18 protein-coding genes and 1 other RNA gene are annotated in these 21,086 nt (G+C 40.6%); 11 read left to right on the top strand and 8 right to left on the bottom strand.

Annotated features, from left to right (window positions below; genetic code table 11):
* The first annotated feature begins 7 nt into the window (after positions 1–7).
* Positions 8–1,108 (top strand): chorismate synthase, encoded by a 1,101-nt coding sequence (gene aroC / locus M1D52_RS14910; RefSeq protein WP_013666482.1) that lies wholly within the window; start codon positions 8–10, stop codon positions 1,106–1,108.
* Positions 1,109–1,218: 110 nt separating this feature from the next.
* Here aroC and M1D52_RS14915 read toward each other — a convergent pair whose 3' ends face one another.
* Positions 1,219–3,636 carry an alpha-ketoacid dehydrogenase subunit alpha/beta gene (locus tag M1D52_RS14915; RefSeq protein WP_130857477.1) on the bottom strand — a complete coding sequence of 806 codons (2,418 nt, stop codon included), beginning with the start codon at positions 3,634–3,636 and terminating at the stop codon, positions 1,219–1,221.
* A gap of 465 nt (positions 3,637–4,101) precedes the next feature.
* Between M1D52_RS14915 and M1D52_RS14920 the strand changes: the two genes are divergently transcribed.
* The 3 genes from M1D52_RS14920 (at position 4,102) to rsgA (ending at position 7,628) form a co-directional block, all read left to right on the top strand.
* A complete protein-coding gene (locus tag M1D52_RS14920; protein ID WP_013666480.1) occupies positions 4,102–4,482 on the top strand; it encodes a DUF1573 domain-containing protein in 381 nt (126 codons plus the stop codon).
* Between the two features lie 100 nt (positions 4,483–4,582).
* Positions 4,583–5,782, top strand: a complete 1,200-nt coding sequence (locus M1D52_RS14925) for a pyridoxal phosphate-dependent aminotransferase (RefSeq protein ID WP_130857476.1) — start codon at positions 4,583–4,585, stop codon at positions 5,780–5,782.
* 793 nt (positions 5,783–6,575) lie between these two features.
* A complete protein-coding gene (gene rsgA / locus M1D52_RS14930) occupies positions 6,576–7,628 on the top strand; it encodes a ribosome small subunit-dependent GTPase A (protein ID WP_437360350.1) in 1,053 nt (350 codons plus the stop codon).
* Positions 7,629–7,848: 220 nt separating this feature from the next.
* On the opposite strand, the gene ssrA is transcribed toward rsgA, so the two are convergent.
* Positions 7,849–8,215, bottom strand: a transfer-messenger RNA (tmRNA) gene (gene ssrA, locus M1D52_RS14935).
* A gap of 211 nt (positions 8,216–8,426) precedes the next feature.
* Between ssrA and trxA the strand changes: the two genes are divergently transcribed.
* From trxA to M1D52_RS14965, 6 genes are all read left to right on the top strand, one after another.
* The gene (trxA, locus tag M1D52_RS14940) at positions 8,427–8,726 is read left to right on the top strand and encodes a thioredoxin (RefSeq protein WP_013666464.1); all 300 of its coding nucleotides are present in this window, start codon (positions 8,427–8,429) and stop codon (positions 8,724–8,726) included.
* Positions 8,727–8,738: 12 nt separating this feature from the next.
* Positions 8,739–9,107 (top strand): response regulator, encoded by a 369-nt coding sequence (locus tag M1D52_RS14945; protein WP_013666463.1) that lies wholly within the window; start codon positions 8,739–8,741, stop codon positions 9,105–9,107.
* 88 nt (positions 9,108–9,195) lie between these two features.
* Positions 9,196–10,116, top strand: coding sequence for an aminoglycoside 6-adenylyltransferase (locus M1D52_RS14950; RefSeq protein WP_377609247.1), 921 nt, complete (start codon positions 9,196–9,198; stop codon positions 10,114–10,116).
* A gap of 210 nt (positions 10,117–10,326) precedes the next feature.
* Positions 10,327–10,695: a response regulator gene (locus tag M1D52_RS14955; RefSeq protein WP_013666461.1), complete on the top strand. Its 369-nt coding sequence runs from the start codon at positions 10,327–10,329 to the stop codon at positions 10,693–10,695.
* 16 nt (positions 10,696–10,711) lie between these two features.
* On the top strand, positions 10,712–11,776 hold the full coding sequence (gene dinB, locus M1D52_RS14960) for a DNA polymerase IV (RefSeq protein ID WP_377609249.1): 1,065 nt from the start codon (positions 10,712–10,714) through the stop codon (positions 11,774–11,776).
* A gap of 165 nt (positions 11,777–11,941) precedes the next feature.
* Complete coding sequence (locus M1D52_RS14965) at positions 11,942–12,586, top strand: porin family protein (protein WP_130857462.1); 645 nt, start codon at positions 11,942–11,944, stop codon at positions 12,584–12,586.
* A gap of 79 nt (positions 12,587–12,665) precedes the next feature.
* Here the strand turns inward: M1D52_RS14965 and M1D52_RS14970 are convergent, their stop codons facing one another.
* The 6 genes from M1D52_RS14970 to M1D52_RS14995 form a co-directional block, all read right to left on the bottom strand.
* The gene (locus M1D52_RS14970; RefSeq protein ID WP_013666458.1) at positions 12,666–13,919 is read right to left on the bottom strand and encodes a sulfate adenylyltransferase subunit 1; all 1,254 of its coding nucleotides are present in this window, start codon (positions 13,917–13,919) and stop codon (positions 12,666–12,668) included.
* A gap of 76 nt (positions 13,920–13,995) precedes the next feature.
* Positions 13,996–14,901, bottom strand: coding sequence for a sulfate adenylyltransferase subunit CysD (gene cysD, locus M1D52_RS14975; RefSeq protein WP_041387458.1), 906 nt, complete (start codon positions 14,899–14,901; stop codon positions 13,996–13,998).
* A 10-nt stretch (positions 14,902–14,911) separates the two neighbouring features.
* A complete protein-coding gene (locus tag M1D52_RS14980; RefSeq protein WP_130857461.1) occupies positions 14,912–15,613 on the bottom strand; it encodes a phosphoadenylyl-sulfate reductase in 702 nt (233 codons plus the stop codon).
* A gap of 47 nt (positions 15,614–15,660) precedes the next feature.
* A complete protein-coding gene (locus M1D52_RS14985; RefSeq protein ID WP_437392897.1) occupies positions 15,661–17,184 on the bottom strand; it encodes a TSUP family transporter in 1,524 nt (507 codons plus the stop codon).
* Complete coding sequence (cobA, locus tag M1D52_RS14990; protein ID WP_013666454.1) at positions 17,162–17,944, bottom strand: uroporphyrinogen-III C-methyltransferase; 783 nt, start codon at positions 17,942–17,944, stop codon at positions 17,162–17,164. Before cobA ends, M1D52_RS14985 begins: the two co-directional genes overlap by 23 nt.
* On the bottom strand, positions 17,941–20,034 hold the full coding sequence (locus tag M1D52_RS14995) for a HEPN domain-containing protein (RefSeq protein WP_437392898.1): 2,094 nt from the start codon (positions 20,032–20,034) through the stop codon (positions 17,941–17,943). Before M1D52_RS14995 ends, cobA begins: the two co-directional genes overlap by 4 nt.
* Before the next feature lie 457 nt (positions 20,035–20,491).
* Between M1D52_RS14995 and M1D52_RS15000 the strand changes: the two genes are divergently transcribed.
* Positions 20,492–21,040, top strand: coding sequence for a hypothetical protein (locus tag M1D52_RS15000; protein ID WP_437392899.1), 549 nt, complete (start codon positions 20,492–20,494; stop codon positions 21,038–21,040).
* The last annotated feature ends 46 nt before the right edge of the window (positions 21,041–21,086 follow it).

Consider the following 21,086-nt stretch of genomic DNA (forward strand, 5'->3'; position numbering starts at 1 on the left):
ATTACCTATGGCAGGAAATTCATTCGGACAGAGCTTTCGTATTACTACTTTTGGAGAATCTCATGGAGATGCTATTGGTGTAATCATTGATGGCTGTCCTCCAAATATAAGTGTCGACCTTGATTTTATACAGGCTGAGCTCGATAAACGCAAACCTGGTCAGTCAAAAATCACCACCCAACGAAAGGAAAGCGACACCGTTAAAATTCTTTCCGGCATTTTCGAAGGAAAAACTACCGGCACTCCGTTGGCAATGCTCATTCCAAACGAAGACCAACGCTCGAAGGATTATTCTCATATTCAGGATAAGTATCGTCCTTCTCATGCCGATTATACTTATCAAACGAAGTACGGCATACGTGATTATCGAGGAGGTGGACGTTCTTCGGCTAGAGAAACTGCGGCAAGAGTAGCAGCAGGGGCTGTGGCCAAACTTTTTCTTAAAGAACTTGGTATAAGCATTTTTGCCCACGTGTCAGCCGTTGGAAATATAGAAGCCCCTAATTTGGGAGATCTGGATGTAAATCAATTAGTGGCTATTCGGGAAGCAAACATTGTTCGATGTGCCGATCCTGCTACGGCCAACCAAATGATTACTTTTATTGATTCCGTCAGAAAAGAGGGAGATACCGTTGGTGGCGTGGTGAGTGCGGTTATAAAGGGAGTTCCGGTCGGTTTAGGTGAGCCGGTATTTGACAAATTGCATGCCGATTTAGGCAAAGCTATGTTAAGTATCAATGCGGTTCATGGTTTCGAATACGGATCAGGCTTTAGCGGTGCAAGCATGCGCGGTTCAGAACATAACGATATTTTCGTTAATCCTATTAAGCAGGCGACTTCGCTTAAAACCTTAACGAACTTTTCAGGTGGTATTCAAGGCGGTATCTCAAATGGTATGGACATCAATTTCAGGGTCGCGTTTAAACCTGTCGCAACGATTATGCGTTCACAATCTACGATTAACCAGCAAGGAGAAGAAACAGAGATTTCAGGAAAAGGTCGGCACGACCCCTGTGTTGTTCCCAGGGCGGTAGCGATTGTAGAAGCGATGGCTGCCTTAGTAATTGTTGATCACTATTTACGCAATTTGAATTTAGGTCGTGCGTAACGATCTCTATCTATCGTCGTCATTTCAGTTGAGACCAGTGCGATGAATATAAACTAGAAAATTTCCAGCTTCGCACTGCCTAATCGAAATGACGACTTTTAACTTCTTTTTTAGATAATTTCCGGAAATTTATCAGGATTGGATTCATGCATCATCGAGTAAATCATCTCGATGATATCATCTACAGATGGTTTCGTAAAGTAATCCCCATCCGAACCATAAGGTGGCCGATGTGCTTTAGCGGATAGAGTACGAGGTTTACAATCGAGATGGAAATATCCGTTTTGCTCTTCCAACACTTGTTGCAATATAAAGGCAGAAGCTCCGCCAGGAACGTCTTCATCTACTACCAACAGTTTGCTGGTTTTTGAGAGCGATTGCCCACAAGTATGTAGTTTATCAAAAGGCTGTAAGGTTTGTGCATCTACAATTTCAACCGAAATTCCCATTTCACTTAGTTCACCCGCAGCCTCCTGTACCAAGCGAAGTGTAGATCCATAAGAAACAACCGTAATATCGCTACCCACTCTCACCACCTCAGCGATTCCTAAAGGAACCGTGAAATCGCCCACATTGGCAGGCATTCGTTCTTTCAAGCGATAACCATTCAGACTCTCAATCATCAGCGCCGGTTCGTCCGACCGCAACAAGGTATTGTACATACCGGCAGCTTGCGTCATATTACGTGGTACACATACATGAAGTCCTCTCAAGCAGCCTAAGATCATCGACATAGGCGAACCTGAATGCCATATTCCTTCCAAGCGATGTCCCCTGGTACGAATAATTAAAGGTGCCTTTTGCCCACCCTTGGTACGATAACTTAAAGACGCCAAATCGTCACTCATTACCGTGAGTCCATATAGTAGATAATCTACATACTGAATTTCAGCAATTGGCTTCAGTCCTCTTAGTGCCATACCCAAGCCTTGTCCGATGATAGCCGTTTCCCGAATACCGGTATCAAAAATACGATGTTCGCCAAATTTAGCTTGCAAGCCTGCGAAACCCTGATTTACATCGCCGATAGCTCCTACATCTTCACCGAAAGCCAATAAACGCGGTTCACGACTAAAATTGGCAGCGAAGCAAGCGTTAAGCACCTCGCGCCCGTCTACCATTCTTGCATCTTCATCGTAAGCCACCGGTACCATCTCTACCTTATCCGGCGCCTCCGGCGTATCAGTAAATAGCTTTGAATTATAACGTTCGTAATTGACATTTTGTTGCTTTCTATACCATCGGATTAAAGCATCCTTTCCTTGGCTTTCTTGCCCCCTCAATTCTCTTAAAGCCTTTCTAATGGTACCGTAAATTTGCTTTAAATTCGGTTCTTTGATTGCATTTAGTCGATTAGCTAAAATTTTTGCCGACTTATGCTCAATCGCATTCAGCAATTCAATAGCCTTTGCTTTTTCTTCGGCAAAAGCGCCTATATAATCTTTCCAAGCTCTCACTTGCTCTTCCTTCACAAATTCTTTCGCCTGCTGCTCAATTATGACCAGTTCGTCTTCCGTTGCGATGGCCGATTCGAGCATCCATTTTCTCATCTGCACCAGGCAGTCATATTCAGCTTCCCAGTCGAGCCGGTCTTTTGATTTATATCGCTCGTGAGATCCGGAAGTGGAATGCCCTTGTGGTTGCGTCATCTCTATCACATGGATAAATACCGGAACATGTTCCTCCCTACACATACGAATAGCACGTTCGTAAGTTTCACAAAGGCCTGGATAATCCCACCCGCGCACTTTGAATATCTCATACCCTTCCCCCTTTTCATCTCGTTGAAAACCTCGCAATACTTCCGAAATGTCTTCTTTCGTCGTTTGGTACTTATTGGGGACCGAAATGCCGTAACCATCATCCCAAACAGAAATAGCTAAGGGAATCTGTAACACGCCGGCAGCGTTGAATGCTTCGAAGAAAACCCCCTCCGAAGTGGAAGCATTACCGATCGTGCCAAAAGCCACCTCGTTCCCATTGTTTGAAAAATGCGTTAAATAAGCAAGCTCCTTGTTTTCTCGATATACTTTCGACGCCTGCGCTAAGCCAAGCAATCGCGGGATTTGTCCGCCGGTGGTAGAAACATCTGCCGAAGAGTTTTTAAGCTGCGTTTGATTGACCCAACTTCCATCGGCATTTAGCTCGCGTGTAGCAAAATGGCCATTCATCATGCGACCTCCTGATGCAGGCTCCGCCTCAATATCCGGATGTGCATACATCTGAGAAAAAAATTCATACACATTTGATATACCGGTAGCAAAAGCAAAAGTCTGATCTCGATAATAACCCGAACGCCAATCTCCCTCTTTAAAGACCTTTGCCATTGCAATCTGTGCCACCTCCTTGCCATCACCGAAAATGCCGAACTTGGCTTTTCCCGTTAACACCTCTTTCCGTCCTAACAAGCTAGCTTCCCTACTCTCGCATATAATGCGATAATCGTTCAATACTGTAGCTTTAAAATCTTCAAAGCTAAGTTTCGAGGTATCAATCGGATCCGTATATTTCAAGTGAGTATCTGACATATCAAGAAATCATGCTTAAAATTCAAAAGTAATAAAAATTATATAAAATTCTGCGTTATGCCGACAAACCCCAAAGCTATTTTAAAATTTCACATAAAGAACAAACAAAATTTCAGTTGTGCACATAAAGCATTATATCATAAATTAAATTGGTTCATTCTTCTGTAAAAGTAACATTATTAGTCGACTATAAAAAAACGGAATTGTTTCGCACTAGTTGGCACCATAAAATGAAGCGCTTCACTATCAAATAGAAACAAATATATTACTTACTTTATTGGCATTATAATTGCCTTTTATCATATTTTTGTTATAAATTTATGCGAAGAATTGAAATTTGCTTGCTTTTGGACAGCACCGGCAAAGGTGCTGTAAAGCATAGGAAATAGATTCTTATACAAAAACAAAAAGATGAGACTGTCTCAGATAACGGCAGATTACTTCATCGCTAAAAAATGTATGCAAATGAAAAAACTATTAACCATTTTTACGCTTTTAGTGGCTTTCACAGCCTTCACGGCTTGGAAAGTAGATGGCAATGCAGAGTTTAAGTTCGAAAAAGAGACTTATGATTTTGGCAAGATTCCCCAAGGTAAACCCGTTTCGTATGAATTTAAGTTTACGAACGTAGGAACTGAACCTTTGATTATTACCAAAGTCGAGTCTTCTTGTGGTTGTACCGTTCCCAAGTACACAAATGCGCCGATAAAGCCGGGTGAAGCGGGATCCATCAGTGTAACCTTCAACGCAGCCCAGGCGGCACCTTTCAGCAAGTCGGTAACCATCCGTTCAAATGCAAAGACGCCGCTAAAGTCCCTTTATATAAAAGGAGAAGTAGTAAAATAAAGCATTTAATAAGAACAACAGGAAGCCGCTTCATAAACTAAGCGGCTTTTTTTGTTGATTTACTTTAGTAAGTTTGTATCAAAATTGCCAACAATATATTATGCCAACAATATCCAACAAGGGTAAGCGCATGCCCGCTTCCCCTATTAGAAAATTGACACCCTATGCCGACGAAGCAAAAAAAATGGGCAAAAAAGTTTTCCATCTCAATATCGGACAACCTGACATTGAAACGCCGGAAACCATGCTCAATGCCGTTAAAAACATTAACTTCAAGGTGTGGGCCTATACTCCCTCACAAGGAAATGCCAGCTATCGCGAAAAGTTAAGCACTTATTATAATAACATTGGTTATAATATCTCAGCAGATAACATTCTCGTAACCACCGGCGGATCGGAGGCAATTACAATTGCCATGGAATCTTGTTTCGATCCCGGAGATGAAGTGATTATACCGGAGCCTTTTTACGCCAATTATAACGGCTTCGCATGCATGGCCGGTGTGGAAGTAAAGCCAATTCCTTCCAGTATAGATAATGGCTTTGCTTTACCCAATATTGCCGAATTTGAAAAGTTGATTGGTCCGAAGACGAAAGGCGTTATCATTTGCAACCCCAACAATCCTACGGGATACCTCTATTCGCAGGAAGAGATGGAGGCACTGAAAGGACTCTGCCTTAAACACGATCTTTACCTTTTTTCTGATGAGGCTTACCGAGAATTCTGTTACGATGGTAATACCTTCATTTCTCCGATGCATATGGAAGGATTGGAAAATCATGTCGTCGTTTTCGATACCGTATCCAAGAGGTATAGTGCATGTGGCGCTCGACTAGGCTGTTTAATCACCAAAAACCGAGAGATACTGGAAGCCGGTTTAAAATTTGCACAGGCAAGATTAAGCCCTCCAGCAGTTGCCCAGATAGCAGGCGAAGCTGCTATTGACACGCCACAAAGTTACTTTGATAATGTAATCAGTGAATATACAAAAAGACGAGATTTACTGGTAGAAGGACTGAATAAAATCCCAGGTGTCTACTGCCCTACTCCGGGTGGTGCATTTTATGTAGTTGCGAAACTACCAATTGATAATGCGGATAAGTTCTGCCAATGGATGCTGGAAGAATTTGACTATAATAACCAGACGGTTATGATGGCACCGGCAACCGGATTCTATTCAGATACCCGTTTAGGTGAACAGCAAGTTAGGCTTGCTTATGTTTTATGCCTGGAAGACTTGGCCAGCGCCATAAGTTGCATTGAAAAAGGACTGGAAAACTATCCGGGTCGTACACAGTAAGCTTAATAAGTAAGTGTATTGGTTTGAAAAGCGAAAATCTTGGATTAAGAACACTTTTTCATAAGTGTTAATGTATTACCCTTAAAGCCGTGTTGATTTAATGACTTATTATACGTTCGTTTTTTGTCGATCTCTTTTTGCCAGACATAGAATAGATAATTTAGCCATAATATCGGCTTAACATACTACTTCTATATTTGGAATGATTTGACAACATAATAATAGAGTTCCAAGAAAAGGCTGGTTTGCATTGCAAAATCAGCCTTTTATTATTTGGCTTTTTCCGTGTACCACAATTTAGGAGAAGGGTAACAAGCATTAGGATAGATCACTTTTTCTCATCCATTGGGAAATCGGGTAACAATTAGCGGAATGCCTAGAACGTTTCTTGCAATCATCTGATTCATCTAGTACTTTTATGATAAATAGGTTTAGGTTGAGCCCCTCCGCGCTTCCCATAAGTGTTTTGGAGGGGCTATCTTTTTCTATTATTTGCGGTGCTGTCAAAAAAGCGTCTCACAAAAGTTGATTGCCAATGCCGGCATTTCTTTTAATATTCGTCCTAATCATAGTGGACATTGAATTAATCTTTTGTATCTTTGTATCTTATGCAAAAACAGCTATTCACATATTATAATTTGGTGGTTGGAATGATTGCCTAATTCCGAGGGCTTGTTTCTAAAATCGCTGACTTGGTAATTCCTATATTACCAAGGGTGATTTATATGTTGCAAACCGTTCGGATGATAGAGAATTAAGCAATTTTATTTCATCATTTTAAATTATTAAGGTAGTGAATAACTTATCATTATATGGTTGGAACGACAGTTTATTCCAACTAAAACAAAATTCAGCATATAAACATCTTTTTCATGGCCGCGTTTCGGCAGTAAACAAGACCAATTACGAAGTTATCGCCGAGCATGGTGTGCTACTATGCGAACTAAGCGGTAATGTGCTTTATGGAAGGTCATCATTTGAACTTCCCTGTACGGGCGATTGGATTATTTTTCAACCCTTTGACGATAACAAAGGAATAATCGTTGATATTTTACCACGTAAACATACCCTGTACCGAAGAAAGAACGGAACCGTATCCAAAAGACAGGCCATTGCATCCCATATCGATAAGGCGTTTATTGTACAAAGCCTTGATACCAATTTCAGCGTTCGCCGAATGGAGCGCTTTATGTTTCAGGTATTAGAAGAAAACATACAGCCGATATTAATACTCACTAAATCTGATTTGGAATTCAATCGTCACCAAGTCAATGAGTCGCTGAAACATATTGATCGCCAGATACCGGTATTTTTCACGAGTATTCTTTCTCCCGAAACAATCCTTCCTATACGAAAATTTGTCAGCCGGGGAGAGTCGATTGTATTGGTAGGATCGTCGGGCGTTGGAAAAAGTTCATTAATTAATGCACTGTGTGAACGGACGGTATTTTTAACATCTGAAATAAGTAAGTCCTCAGGTAAAGGGAGACATACCTCAACACGAAGAGAGATGGTCTTGATGGATGATAGTGGCATTCTAATAGACACACCCGGTATAAGAGAATTCGGCTTAGCCTCAGACAATGCTGAGGCATTAGCAGATATGCTCGATGTTTCTGCTTTTGCAGAATCCTGCCGTTTTAAGAATTGTATGCATATCAATGAACCCGGGTGCGCCGTTGTTGAAGCTGTAAACAGTGGCATTTTAGAACCGGAAGTATACAATAGTTATCTCAAATTGCGAAAAGAATCTTGGCATTTTTCGACTTCTGAATATGAAAAGCGTAAAAGAGCCAAATCTTTTGCTAGAATTTCAGATGAGGCTAAGAGGATAAAAAAACGTTGATTTTCTGATGATTAAATCCAGGTGTTTCACTGTAAATACAACACCTGGATTAGCCAAGCTTCCTTATGTGTAAAACCATGAACATCAAAGCGAATATTGATATATTCAATTGGTAATGACGGAAATCCGTGTCCTGCGTTCCGCACACTCAAGGCACAGCCATCTCATTAAAGTGGAGTAAAATGTAAAAGACCCGGCAAAAGCCGGGCCTTTTAGGGTTTGGTGGAGCCGGAGGGATTCGAACCCTCGTCCAAACATGGTACTGTATATGCTTTCTACATGCTTAGCTTCCGTTTAATTGTCGGGAAGTGGAAGGCCGGTCGCTTACCTATACCAGTTTCCGTAGGCACTTAATTTCGCCAACTCATCGTGCCGCTAAGTCAGCTAGCTTCGTTGATCGATGCTCCCGATGTTACAGCACGAAGCAGACTGCAACGGAACAAAAGCTATGCTAATTCTAAATTAGGCAGCTAAGGCGTAGTTATTTTCGCCATTTATAAGGTTGAAAGTTCAGATTATAGTGCTAGACTAACAACGCACTGCATGCTTACATAACCGTCTCCATCCTGTCAATTCCGGTCGACCCCATGTAATATATAGCCTACAAAGATATAAAAAATTTTGCTTTCTATCAAGCCTTCGTGCGTCCCCCCTCCCCGTCTATTTACATTAAATCAACCATAAAGACCCAAGCTATATTTTAACTGAACGATTCTATATTTCACAAGTTTATTTTGCAATTTTTCTTAGATTTATCCATTTTTTTATTAGATTAGTAGTTATATTAACTAATATACAATGGCAACATTCTCCGAAATCATCAAAGGAAAAACCCCCGTACTGGTTGACTTTTTTGCAGAATGGTGTGGTCCCTGCAAGATAATGGCCCCGATATTAGATGAAGTCAAATCGCAATTTGGTGATAAAGTCACCATACTAAAAGTTGATGTAGATAAAAATCCGAAAGCCGCGTCTAATTATCAAGTTCGAGGCGTTCCCACACTGATTCTTTTTAAAGAAGGGGAGATTAAATGGCGACAAAGCGGCGTAGTGCCACAAAATCAACTAGCACAAATCATCGACAGCTACGCGTCATAAGCACATAAAATAATGAGGAACAGGATATTAATTCTCGACGACGATGAGGATATATTATATTTTTGCTCTGTCGTATTTGAGGGCCTGAACTTTGAGGTAATATCGTCTCCTCACAGTAAGGATATTATCACACAAGTAGAACAGGCAGCTCCGGATATAGTCTTAATTGATAATTGGATACCGGGTATGGGGGGCGTAAAAGCGACACAAATACTAAAAAATACACCCCATTTAAAGAATATACCGGTTATTTTATTCTCTGCTAGCAGTAACCTACCTAGTTTGGCGGAAGAGGCGGGAGCAAACAACTACTTGAAAAAGCCATTTGACTTAAGCGAACTGGAAGACTTAGCTTTATCGCTCTTGCAAAAAAAAGCATAAAACCTTTAAGTCTTACGGAAACAAAGCCTATAATGCTTTATAAGCATTTCATGAAATCAATCTTGCAAAGTAATAAAGAATGTTCTATATGACGACAAACAAACCTGTAATTAGCAGAAGCGAAAGTGAAATGATGGAATTAATTTTGCGCGTTGCGGCAAAAGACACAAAGATCCTCGGCGTTTTACAAGATGGTTCTCGATCAAATCCCAATGTAAGCAAGGATATATTTCAGGATTACGACATTATTTACGTAGTTGAAAGTCTTGAACCACGTTACCTAAATGCAGATTGGTTGGAGGTATTTGGCGAGCTTATGATTATGCAAATACCGGAAGACATGGAATTATACCCACCAACGCCTGAGATGGCTGGCGCATTTTCTTATTTATTGCAATTTAAAGATGGTAATCGCATTGATTTAACCATCGTGCCGCTCGAACGTTTGCACCATTTTACGAACGATAGTCTTTGTAAGGTAATTTGGGACAAAAACGGCCTTTTCAAAGAAAGGCCACTCCCTCCTGCTAGTGATGCTAGCTATATAGTAAAAAAGCCTTCGGCACGTTCGTTTGAAGATTGCTGCAATGAATTTTGGTACACCACTGCCGGCTTAGCTAAAGGCTTATGGCGTGGTGAATTGGTACTGGTTAAAGAATTATTCAGCCAAGTGATCCATGCTGCTTTGATGCAGATGATGGACTGGTATATTGGATGTCGTCACGATTTCACGGTTAATCCGGGTAAATTTGGCAAATTCTATGAGCGATACCTAGAAAGGGAAGTATATAAAAAGTTCTTAGCCACTTACTCAGATGCACATTTAGATAATACTTGGATTGCCCTCTATAAGACAATCGAGCTATTTAGGGAAGTTGCAACGTATGTAGCTCAACAATTAGGATATAACTACCGTAGGGATTGGGATCAAAATGTAACCAAATATTTACTGCATGTGCAACAGTTGCCAAAAAATGCCATGCGTATTTACAGTGAGCATCAAGACTAGAGAAATATAAATTCAACTCAAAGAAAGGCGCCTTGTCTAGGTTGCAGCATTGTAAGCCAGACAGATGTTTCTGTCATAAAAATAGGTATTTACTTCTGATTTGGATGCACACCCATTCAAACCCTATGGGATGTTGCGTAAAATATTAGTAGAAAATTTAGGTGCTTAACATGAAAAAAGTATTTTTGTAAAAAGCAATAAGAAAAGAGAATGCGGAACAAGATACTGATTCTTGATGATGACGAGGATATCCTTTACTTCTGCTCTGTGGTATTCGAGAACTTAGATTTTGAGGTTATATCATCTCCTCACAGCAAGGATATTATCGAACAGGTAGAAAAGGCTAATCCGGACATCATCTTAATAGACAACTGGATACCTGGACTGGGCGGTGTAAAAGGAACGCAAACTTTAAAAGCCACCTCCCATTTAAAAGATATTCCGGTTATTATATTTTCGGCTAATAGCAATTTACCTACTTTGGCGGAAGAAGCAGGTGCCGACAGTTATCTTAGAAAACCGTTTGATCTGGACGAATTAGAAAACTTAGCCCTTTCATTGTTGCAGAAAAAGGCATAACACTTCACTTGTATTTATGTCGTTCCGTAAGATTATTCATGTAGATATGGATGCATTTTATGCATCGGTAGAACAACGGGATAATCCAACATATAGAGGCATTCCCATTGTTGTTGGCGGACAACCGGATCAGCGCGGTGTGGTAGCTACCGCCAGCTACGAAGCGAGGGCCTATGGTATACACTCGGCTATGTCTTCCCGAAAGGCGCAACAACTCTGTCCACAGGTCTTGTTTGTACGCCCGAGATTCGAAGTCTATAAATCTGTTTCCAATCAAATACGATCAATATTTCATCGCTATACCGATATTATTGAACCTTTATCCCTTGACGAGGCTTATTTAGATGTCAGCGAAGATAAACTGGGAATTGGCTCTGCAATAGAAATTGCGAAGGAGATAAAGAATGTTATTCGAACCGAACTTCATCTTACAGCTTCGGCAGGTGTATCCACGAATAAATTTGTTGCTAAAATAGCGTCGGATATGAATAAACCCGACGGGCTTACTTTTATCGGTCCGTCAAGAATCGAAGCGTTTATAGAAGCCTTGCCAATTCAAAAATTTTACGGAATCGGTAAAGTGACGGCAAAAAAGATGAATAGTTTGCAAATCTATAAAGGAGCCGATTTAAAAAAGTTATCAAAGGACCATCTACTGAATCTCTTTGGTAAAGTAGGAAATTTCTACTACAATATTGTCCGCGGAATAGATGAACGTCCCGTTCAAACTTTTCGGGAGCTTAAATCAATTGGTGCCGAGGATACCTTTACAAGCGACTTAATGGAAGAACAGGAACTCATAACGGAACTAAAACTGATCGCGCAACGGGTGGTTAAGAGATTGGAGGCAAAACAAGTACTGGGCAGCACCTTGACACTTAAAATTAAATTTGCTGATTTCAAACAAATTACCCGCAATTACACCCATTCCAATCTCATCCATCTGGACCAAGTGGAAGCCTTTGGAATTGACCTTTTAAAAGCAGCACCCATAGACGGCAAACCTATAAGGCTGCTGGGGCTAACTGTATCCAATTTTAACATTGCTAAATCGGAAGACAATCAGCTCTCATTGTTCTAAAAGCTCGTCAGATTTTTCTAACATTAAGATCACTGTCTAAAAATAAGTACAGCTGTCCAAAAAATTAAATAAAATTTAAAAAGCTTATTTACAGATAGTTGCATTTTTTGGCTTAGCTATTGTAATTTGACTAACAACAATAAAAAGTTAAAAAATAAGAAAATCATGAAAAAGTTATTATTATCGATTACAGCTTTACTTTTTGCAACAGGAGCATTTGCTCAACAGGAAATGGGCTTTGGTTTAAAAGCAGGTGTTAACTTTCCTAAGTACAATTTCTCCAACAATGGAGAAAGCGTATCATCTACCGGTTCAACGACCAATTTCCATATAACTGCTTTTTTGGATGCGCCTATTGCGACTGATTGGTTTTATGTACAGCCTGGTATCTCTTTACAAGGAAAAGGTGGAAAACTTGAAGAAAATCAATTTGGCTCTTACAAACAGAATACTATGTGGATAGAAGTGCCAGTAAACTTTGTGGCTAAATTTCCAACTGCTGATGCAGGTAGCTTCTTCCTTGGGGCTGGTCCTTACATCGCTTTTGGTATTTCAGGTAAGAACAAATGGGAATCTAACAATGGCGGCTCTTCGGAAACAGACATTCCTGATTTTGAATTCGGAGGCGACGGTGCATTGAAATCAACTGATTTTGGTTTGAACTTCATCGGCGGGTTTGAGTTTACCAACGGCTTAATGATCCATGGTGGTTATGGCTTAGGATTGACTAACTTAAACGCACGATTCGAAGGAACAGATATGAAGCAAACCAATCGTGTTTGGACTGTTGGTTTAGGATTTAGAATCTAAACCGAACATTCTCTTCTAAAGAAAACGCTATCGAAGTTCGATAGCGTTTTCTTTTTATATTAAATAAACATAAGGTTGTTTAATAGTCAAGCGCCACGCGGAACATAAGCGCTCCGACCGTCAAGTTGGTTCGACTATCAATCAATATGGCTGCTCCATTTGCTTTGTTGTCATCATATAAATCAAATGGAAGTACATCAGCGGTTTTCAACCGTACCCGACCAATATCGTTCAACTTAAATTCGTCAGCACTATGTTTTTCCAGTGTGTTGATATCTACATTGTAGACGATTTCTTGAACTTTACAACGAGATAATTTACTATTGTGTTGTATAAGATAGGTTAACGACAGGTCTAAAGGTCTTGTATCCATCCAACATAAATCGGCTTCTACGGTCTGTGATTGATAAGGTAAACTGTCGCTGTTTACAATGACATCCCCTCTGCTGATATCAATATCATCTTTTAAATGAATGGTTACCGATTGACCGGCAAAGGCCTCGTTTAGGTTTTTATCAAGCTGTTCGATTTTAGTGATTGTCGACTTCGATCCCGAGGGCAACACTGTTACTTCATCATGCACTTTAAAGGTCCCGCTGGCAACTTTACCGGCATAGCCACGGTAATCATGAAGCTCTTCTGTTTGTGGCCTAATAACCCATTGTACGGGCAGACGCGCGTATTCTACATCTAAATCATGGCTGACATCTACGTTTTCCAAATAATTTAACAAACTTTCTCCTTGATACCAAGGCATGTGTTCAGACTTTTGCACGATATTATCTCCTTTAAGCGCGCTCACGGGAATATAATTGACCTGTTGCAAATTTAATTGATGAGCCAGTGCCTTGTATTTTGAAATAATGGCATCGAAAACCGTTTCACTATAGTCAACCATATCCATCTTATTGATACAAACAATTAAATGTTTGATACCCAATAAAGACGCAAGGTAAGAGTGGCGAATGGTCTGCTCCACAACGCCATTACGTGCATCAATTAGAATAATTGCTAAGTCGGCGGTAGATGCCCCCGTCACCATATTACGAGTATACTGTATATGGCCCGGCGTATCGGCTATAATAAATTTACGTTTTTCTGTCTGAAAGTATTTATAGGCAACATCAATCGTAATACCCTGCTCCCGCTCTGCCCGTAAGCCATCGGTCAATATGGCTAGATCGATACTTCCATCGTCATTTTTACGTTTGGAATTCTGCAATGCTTCCAGTTGGTCAGCCAAAATGGAGCCTGTATCATAAAGCATCCGTCCAATAAGCGTACTCTTGCCGTCATCCACGCTACCAGCCGTAAAGAATTTCAATATATTCATTTCTCTCTTTGTATTTTAGTGCCTTTTGGCACCTTTTTTTATTTCCTTTATCTGCTATACTTACAATTGGCAACCATTAAAAATAACCGCCTTTTTTACGATCTTCCATAGCGGCTTCCGAAACTTTATCATCCATCCGGGCGCCACGCTCACTGATTTTCGATTGACTGATCTCGTCGATGATATCGTCAATTAAGGTTGCGCTCGACTCTACTGCCGCCGTGCAAGTCATATCTCCTACCGTACGAAAACGCACTTGTTTTCTGACGACCTTGTCTTCCTCGTCCATATTGAGAAAGGGTGAAGCAGCCATCAACTGTCCATTGCGTGTAATACAATCCCGCTCGTGAGCGAAATATATAGAAGGAAGCTCAATTCCTTCCCTTCGGATATAATTCCAGACATCCAATTCAGTCCAGTTACTAATGGGAAATACGCGGACGTTTTCGCCTTTGTGAATTTTCCCATTGTAAATATTCCATAATTCAGGGCGTTGTCGTTTAGGGTCCCATTGTCCGAACTCATCCCTAACCGAAAATATACGCTCTTTGGCACGTGCTTTTTCCTCATCTCTCCGAGCACCACCAATGCAGGCGTCAAAACCATTTTTCGCTATGGTATCTAGCAGTGTTACAGTTTGAAGCGCATTACGGCTGGCATTTTTTCCTTTTTGTTCGATGACCTTTCCTTCATCGATCGAATCTTGTACATAGCCGACGATTAGCTTTTCGCCAATTCGCTCAATCATTTTATCGCGATAAATAATAGTCTCTTCAAAATTATGGCCCGTGTCTATATGTACCAATGGGAAAGGAAACTTCCCCGGTCTAAACGCCTTTTCAGCCAGACGAACCAACGTAATAGAATCTTTCCCACCGGAAAAAAGGAGAGCAGGCTTTTCAAATTGACCAGCCACTTCTCTCAGAATATGTATAGCCTCTGCTTCTAGCTGATCTAAATAATCTAAACTGTTTTTACTCATTTTAATTACATTATGATTGAGCGGCATGTAGGCCGCATTCTTTCTTTGATTGATCTTCCCACCACCATCGTCCCGCACGGAAATCTTCTCCTTCTCTAACTGCTCGGGTACACGGGGCACATCCAATGCTAGGAAAACCCTTATCATGCAAGGTGTTGTAAACGATGTGATTTTCTTTTATATAAGCCTTTACATCAGCCAAAGTCCAATCGAAAATAGGATGAAATTTAATGATCTGATTTCCTTCATCCCATTCGATGTTATCCATTCCTTGTCGATTAGCTGATTGCTCAGCCCGAATACCGGTAATCCAACAAGCATTACCTGCTAAAGCGCGCTTCAACGGTTCAATTTTGCGAATATAGCAGCATTCTTTCCGATTTTCAACCGACTCATAAAAACTGCTGGGCCCTTTCGTGCTCACCATCTCTTCCAGCAAGTTTTTGTCAGGATAGAAGGCGTGAATGGGTTTATTATAAATTTCCAATGTTCGATTCCAAACATAATAGGTCTCTGGAAATAACCTCCCTGTTTCCAGTGTAAATACTTTTATAGGTATATTATTACTGAAGATGATATGCGTTAAAGCCTGGTCTTCCCAACCGAAGCTGGTAGAAAAAACAATTTTGTCATTAAATTCTTTTGCCAAAAATGTTAACGACCCAACTATGTCTAGTCCCCTCAGCTTCTCTTTCAAATCGTGTAAGTCCATTTTGATTTATTTTTGTTCAGCTATTTTTTCTGAACCTCCTTAAAACTTTATCCAACAAATAAATGCGTTAGAAATAGTACAATATTTCTTAAGCTTACGATCAGGACAATGACACCAACTAATACCATAATTGTTTTTGCCGATATCCTATTAGAAACCTTAGCCGCAATAGGTGCTGCCAGTGCGCTTCCCAGAATCAATCCCAAAACAGCTTCCCAATGAGCACCCCCAAGCATGGAAATAAAGGTAAGGGAGCTTAATATAGCGATAAAAAATCGCGTGATCTTAACCGTTCCTAAAGAAAATAATGGATGTCGGCCACCTGCAATTAAGTTGGATAGTACGATGGATCCCCACCCTCCGCCAAATGCCGCATCAATAAAGCCTCCAAAGAAACCCAGTAAGCCAATACGCTCAATTTTTTTTCTTTTTTTATTTTTCTTGATATTAAAGGCCTTCATTAGAATAACTACTCCTAAAATACCGGTATACAAAGCTACTAAAGGTTTTGTATATGCGCTGTAATGCTCTAAGGATGAAAGTAGATAAGCCCCAATCACGGCTCCAACCACACCGGGAATGAGCAGCAACTTAAAAAGCTTCCAATTTACATTGCCCATGCGGTAATGCATCCATCCGGCAATACCATTACTAAGCACTTCTGATAAGTGTATTCCCATACTCGCCGGTGCAGGCGGTATGCCCATTGCCAGGGAAAAAGATGAGGAAGTAACTCCATAGGACATTCCTATTGCACCATCCACCATAGCAAAGACAAAGCCTGCTCCTAAAAAGTAATAGAATACAGGGTCAAGCTCCATTAAAAATGATTGGAATTCCGGCTCTTTATGCCAAAAAACCAAGACACCAATCGTCATCGAAAAAATTATAGCCAACCAGATAAGCCACTTAAAATTCCGACGAACACTTTCCGTTGGTTCCGATGTAACAAGCGTCGCAGTTACTGCATTTAATTTTTTGACTTTGTCAGAAAAATCCCCTTTCAGTTTCCCCCGTAAAGCACTCATTTGCTGAAGCGTTTGGTCAATTTCATCCGGTATGCTTTCAGCTAGTACTTCTTTTAATCGTTTAGCAATTGTGGGTGATTTACCGTTCGTTGATATTGCTATTTTGAGATCTCCCTTTTTAACGACAGATCCAAGATAAAAATCACAAAGCGATGGTTTATCGGCTATGTTGATCAGAAGCTTCCGTTCGTGAGCAGCTTTTCTGATCTCTGCGTTTAATTCATTGTTGTTTGTGGCCGCCACGATTAACTGAACGGCATCCATATCGGTCGGCTCAAATGCCTTTTGGAAGATTTGAAGTTGTGTGTGCGTTTCAGCAAATTGATATACTTCCGGAATGATTTCTTTCGCTACAAGCTTGACTTTTACCTGAGGACTGTTTCCAAGAAGTGCCTGTAATTTCTCCAATGCAACAGGGCCACCCCCGATTACGAGGGTGTGCAAATCGTTTAATTTTAAAAAAACGGGAAACAATTGATTTCCTATAGCGTTTTCATTGCTTGCAGCTAAAAGGGCTGCATCATTCTCCAATAACTGAGGCATACTCCTTTACAATCGATTTATATGATGGGTGCAAAGAAACCACCTCTCCGAATACCAATATAGCTGGAGCTGTAATCGTTTCCTGTTGCGCTTTATCTACGATGTTATGCACGTTTCCTACCACCAACTTTTCGTCCTGCGTTGAGCCTTTCTGTATAATAGCCACCGGTAATTTGTCCTTACCCGCTGCTTTAAAAATTTCTACGATTTCCTTGAGCTTCTTCAATCCCATGAGTACAACTACCGTCGCCTTTGTTTGTGCCGCTTGATAGACATCATGCGAAACCTCTCCTGAAGACGTGGTACCGGTAATCACCCAAAAGCTTTCACTCAGTCCGCGATGCGTAACAGGAATATGTTGCAGACCCGGAACACCGATAGAGCTGGATATACCAGGGATAACAGTTACTGGTATACGGTAAGCGGCGGCAAATTCAAGCTCTTCGTAACCTCGTCCGAAAACAAAAGAATCACCTCCCTTTAGTCGTACCACATGCCCGAAATTCAAGGCATAATCCACCATCAATCTATTTACTACCTCTTGTGAGTAGCTGTGATCACCTGAGCGTTTCCCTACATATACCTTTGTAGCGTTTGGTGGAATAAATTGCAAAAGTTCTTCACCAACCAGTGCATCATACAGTACAACATCCGCCCCTTGCAAAGCCTTTAAACCTTTTAAGGTGATCAGTTCGGGATCGCCGGGCCCCGCACCCACCAAGGTTATTCTCGGTGCGTTATTCTTTTTTATATCATTCATGATTGTAATACCGTCTCTCGTTTAGTTCTCGTTAGTTTTAAAAATTCCTCGGCCTGTTTAAAATAGGCCTGAGCAAAATTGGCAGAAGGTTCTTCTTTATTAATTTTCAACACCATTTCCGCGAAGCTTGTTGGAAGATCGATTTCACCACTGTCCACATATTTTGCATCAAAATCGTTGATAACACCGATATGCGTACTGCTATTCACTCCTTTATCCAACAACATCGCTTTTGCACTACTTATCAAGGTGCTATAGGCATGGTAAATAGCGTCTGACCAAGCGCCATTATCCAAGGCTTGGTTAGCCCAGCTAAGTTTCTCTTCTGCTTCCAAAAGTAGGGTCGCTACTAAATCTATCACCACGCCCGCACATTCGCCTACCCCAATAGCCGTCTTGAAGGTTTCCTCATGCCCCCAGTCTACAAATTCCTCCTCGTTTAGGCTGGAAAGATCTGCCAGCGGTTTCAACAATTGATAAAAGTAATCCTTCCCTTGGCGATCGTAATATTGCTGAAATCGCTCCCCCTTTTCCGCATTTGCCTTATAATCATCCAGTAAAGATCTTAAAACGTCTGTAGCGCGTTTTGACGGCGTCTTTATAACGCGCTCAGCCGCGCGTCCGACACCATCCCCTACCGTTCCCCCACCAAGCATTACCTGTACAGCAGGCACCACCTTTCCTGCTGCCTTTAACGAACTACCGTGAAATCCTATTTCGGCAAGTCCGTGCTGTCCGCAGGAGTTCATACAGCCACTGATTTTGATCTTGATGTCCTTGTTGAAGACAAACTCGGGGTATTCCTCATACACGAGGTCTTCCAATACCGTTGCCAAGGTCATACTATTGGAAATTCCCAAATTACAGGTATCCGTACCCGGACAAGTAGTAACATCCGCTACCGAATCAAAACCAATTTTAGCAAAGCCGATTTTATTCAATGCGTGAAATAAAGCTGGTAAATGCGCTTCAGGTACGTATTTCAGCAATAAGCCTTGATTTTGGGTGATACGGATTTCATCGGCTACCAAGGGCTGAATCAAGGAAATGAATTCCCTTGCCAGATCCGTTTTTATATCTCCAATAAGCACTTTGATGTATACGCCATAGTACCCCTTCTGTTTCTGTTCAAATACATTGGCTTTTAACCAGTATTCATATTGAAGACGCTCTGCGTCCGATACATCCTCTAAAACTGTATTCACCGGAATATTCGGTGCTTTTACTGCATCAATATCTATTGGAAGTTGTTTAGCTTTGATGGCAATTCTTTCTTTTTCTATAAGCTGTAAGACTTCATCCAAGCCTAATTTTTGAATCAGGTATTTCATTCTCGCCTTATTACGGTTATTGCGTTCACCATACCGATCGAACACGCGTATAACAGCTTCAATGAAAGGAATCAACTGATCCTCAGGCAAGAACTCATAAATAAGATGCGCCAAAATAGGTTGTGCACCTAAGCCACCGCCTATAACGACTTTAAAGCCCCGTTTGCCACTTGGATCAATTTTAGGTATCAACCCGACATCATGCACATAACTGTATGCAGTATCTTTTTCACTGGATGAAAAGGCAATTTTAAACTTGCGCCCCATTTCCTGACAAATTGGGTTTCTCAAAAAATAATCGAAAGTAGCGTAAGCGTAAGGAGAAACATCAAAAGGTTCGTCCGGATCGATACCAGCTGTAGGAGAGGCTGTAACATTTCGCACGGTATTACCACAAGCCTCACGGATAGTCACATCATCGGCTGCCAATTTGGACCAAAGCTCCGGCGTCCGATCCAAACTCACGTAGTGTATCTGTATATCTTGACGCGTAGTTAAATGCAAATTACCACTTCCATATTCGTCGGCGATATCAGCTATTCTCAAAAATTGCTTAAAAGTCACTTTTCCAAACGGAAGCTTTATGCGTACCATTTGTACACCGGGTTGGCGTTGTCCATAAATCCCTCTAGCAAGCCGGAGACTTCTAAACTTTTCGTCATGAATAGAACCTTGTCTAAAGGCATGGATTTTCTTTTCAAGATCTATAATATCTTGCTCCACTACTGGATTCTCTAATTCCGTTCTGAAACTTTGCATCGTTTACCCCTTATTAAATGTTGATGTCGAGTTCATTTGTCAAATGCTCAACCTAATCGATTGCTAAAAACACAAAAAAACTTAAATAACATTAAAAAATCGTTAAGCCAAAAAACAGTATCGAAACGACTTGATAATATTTCCATTTAGCAAATATATAAAGTATACCGTATTAGTAGTATTAATTTTCGACTTTTTTTTAATTTTTACATTCAGCGCACTTATTGCGTGCCCTGAACAGGTTATTCAGCATCGCTAATTTACGTAGCCCTAAACTAAACATTTCCCGGAGAAGAACCTAACAAAGAGTGCATCATTATATTATACGACCTTTCACAAAAAAATGGCCATAACCTCAACATACTTAGATTCGTCGTTGCAAATAAAGCGCATTTTATCTAAGTTTGAGCGCCTAATCCTGTATGTAGAATGCGGTGGGTGGTATCAAATGAAACAGATGAAACAAAAGAGCTCGATTTTATTGCTATGTGCTATCTATTTCTTTTCCTTTACAAATTTGGTGTTGGCAAAGCAACGATATCATTTAGATAATTTTATTGTTAAGGAGAATCTGATCAAAAATAACAAATTAGCCATTATCGCCTGCGATTCACTGGATGAACCAACAGATAAGCTTAACGGTACGTTCCTATTTGTTATTAATGGATTTAAACAGCAGCTTAATTTTTCCGGAGGGGTCGCCATTTCTCCACAAGAGATTGATAAATCTTCTTTTGTCTTTCTTAAGCATCAAAATGAGCATGGTACGCATAGTAAGTTGTATTATGTCATGAAGAATGATGACGGGCTAAAGCCAATTAAAATCAGTTGGGTTTTCTTATTGTTGATTCCGCTTGTCATAATATTTATAGCAACTATTTATAAAAGGCTTATTTTGTTGGCCATCGTCGCGCTGCTGGCTTTTGCTTATTTCAATTATAACAAAGGACTGAGTTTCGAAGGTCTTTTTGAGACGGTATCTGCGGGGATAAGGAGTTTTTTCTAATATAAGTGTTACTTTGTAACATTGCTGTCAAGGCACAGTATCTATG

The sequence above is a fragment of the Olivibacter sp. SA151 genome (assembly GCF_054130995.1).

Bases quoted from the DNA above. Each gene is read 5' to 3' on its own strand.
- M1D52_RS14980 (WP_130857461.1), bottom strand. From the start codon at position 15,613: ATGGACTTACACGATTTGAAAGAGAAGCTGAGGGGACTAGACATAGTT.
- M1D52_RS14995 (WP_437392898.1), bottom strand. From the start codon at position 20,034: ATGCAAAGTTTCAGAACGGAATTAGAGAATCCAGTAGTGGAGCAAGAT.
- M1D52_RS14915 (WP_130857477.1), bottom strand. From the start codon at position 3,636: ATGTCAGATACTCACTTGAAATATACGGATCCGATTGATACCTCGAAA.
- M1D52_RS14985 (WP_437392897.1), bottom strand. From the start codon at position 17,184: ATGCCTCAGTTATTGGAGAATGATGCAGCCCTTTTAGCTGCAAGCAAT.
- M1D52_RS14955 (WP_013666461.1), top strand. From the start codon at position 10,327: ATGCGGAACAAGATACTGATTCTTGATGATGACGAGGATATCCTTTAC.
- M1D52_RS14970 (WP_013666458.1), bottom strand. From the start codon at position 13,919: ATGAATATATTGAAATTCTTTACGGCTGGTAGCGTGGATGACGGCAAG.
- M1D52_RS15000 (WP_437392899.1), top strand. From the start codon at position 20,492: ATGAAACAAAAGAGCTCGATTTTATTGCTATGTGCTATCTATTTCTTT.
- dinB (WP_377609249.1), top strand. From the start codon at position 10,712: ATGTCGTTCCGTAAGATTATTCATGTAGATATGGATGCATTTTATGCA.
- M1D52_RS14920 (WP_013666480.1), top strand. From the start codon at position 4,102: ATGAAAAAACTATTAACCATTTTTACGCTTTTAGTGGCTTTCACAGCC.
- M1D52_RS14965 (WP_130857462.1), top strand. From the start codon at position 11,942: ATGAAAAAGTTATTATTATCGATTACAGCTTTACTTTTTGCAACAGGA.
- cobA (WP_013666454.1), bottom strand. From the start codon at position 17,944: ATGAATGATATAAAAAAGAATAACGCACCGAGAATAACCTTGGTGGGT.
- M1D52_RS14945 (WP_013666463.1), top strand. From the start codon at position 8,739: ATGAGGAACAGGATATTAATTCTCGACGACGATGAGGATATATTATAT.
- M1D52_RS14950 (WP_377609247.1), top strand. From the start codon at position 9,196: ATGACGACAAACAAACCTGTAATTAGCAGAAGCGAAAGTGAAATGATG.
- cysD (WP_041387458.1), bottom strand. From the start codon at position 14,901: ATGAGTAAAAACAGTTTAGATTATTTAGATCAGCTAGAAGCAGAGGCT.
- aroC (WP_013666482.1), top strand. From the start codon at position 8: ATGGCAGGAAATTCATTCGGACAGAGCTTTCGTATTACTACTTTTGGA.
- trxA (WP_013666464.1), top strand. From the start codon at position 8,427: ATGGCAACATTCTCCGAAATCATCAAAGGAAAAACCCCCGTACTGGTT.
- M1D52_RS14925 (WP_130857476.1), top strand. From the start codon at position 4,583: ATGCCAACAATATCCAACAAGGGTAAGCGCATGCCCGCTTCCCCTATT.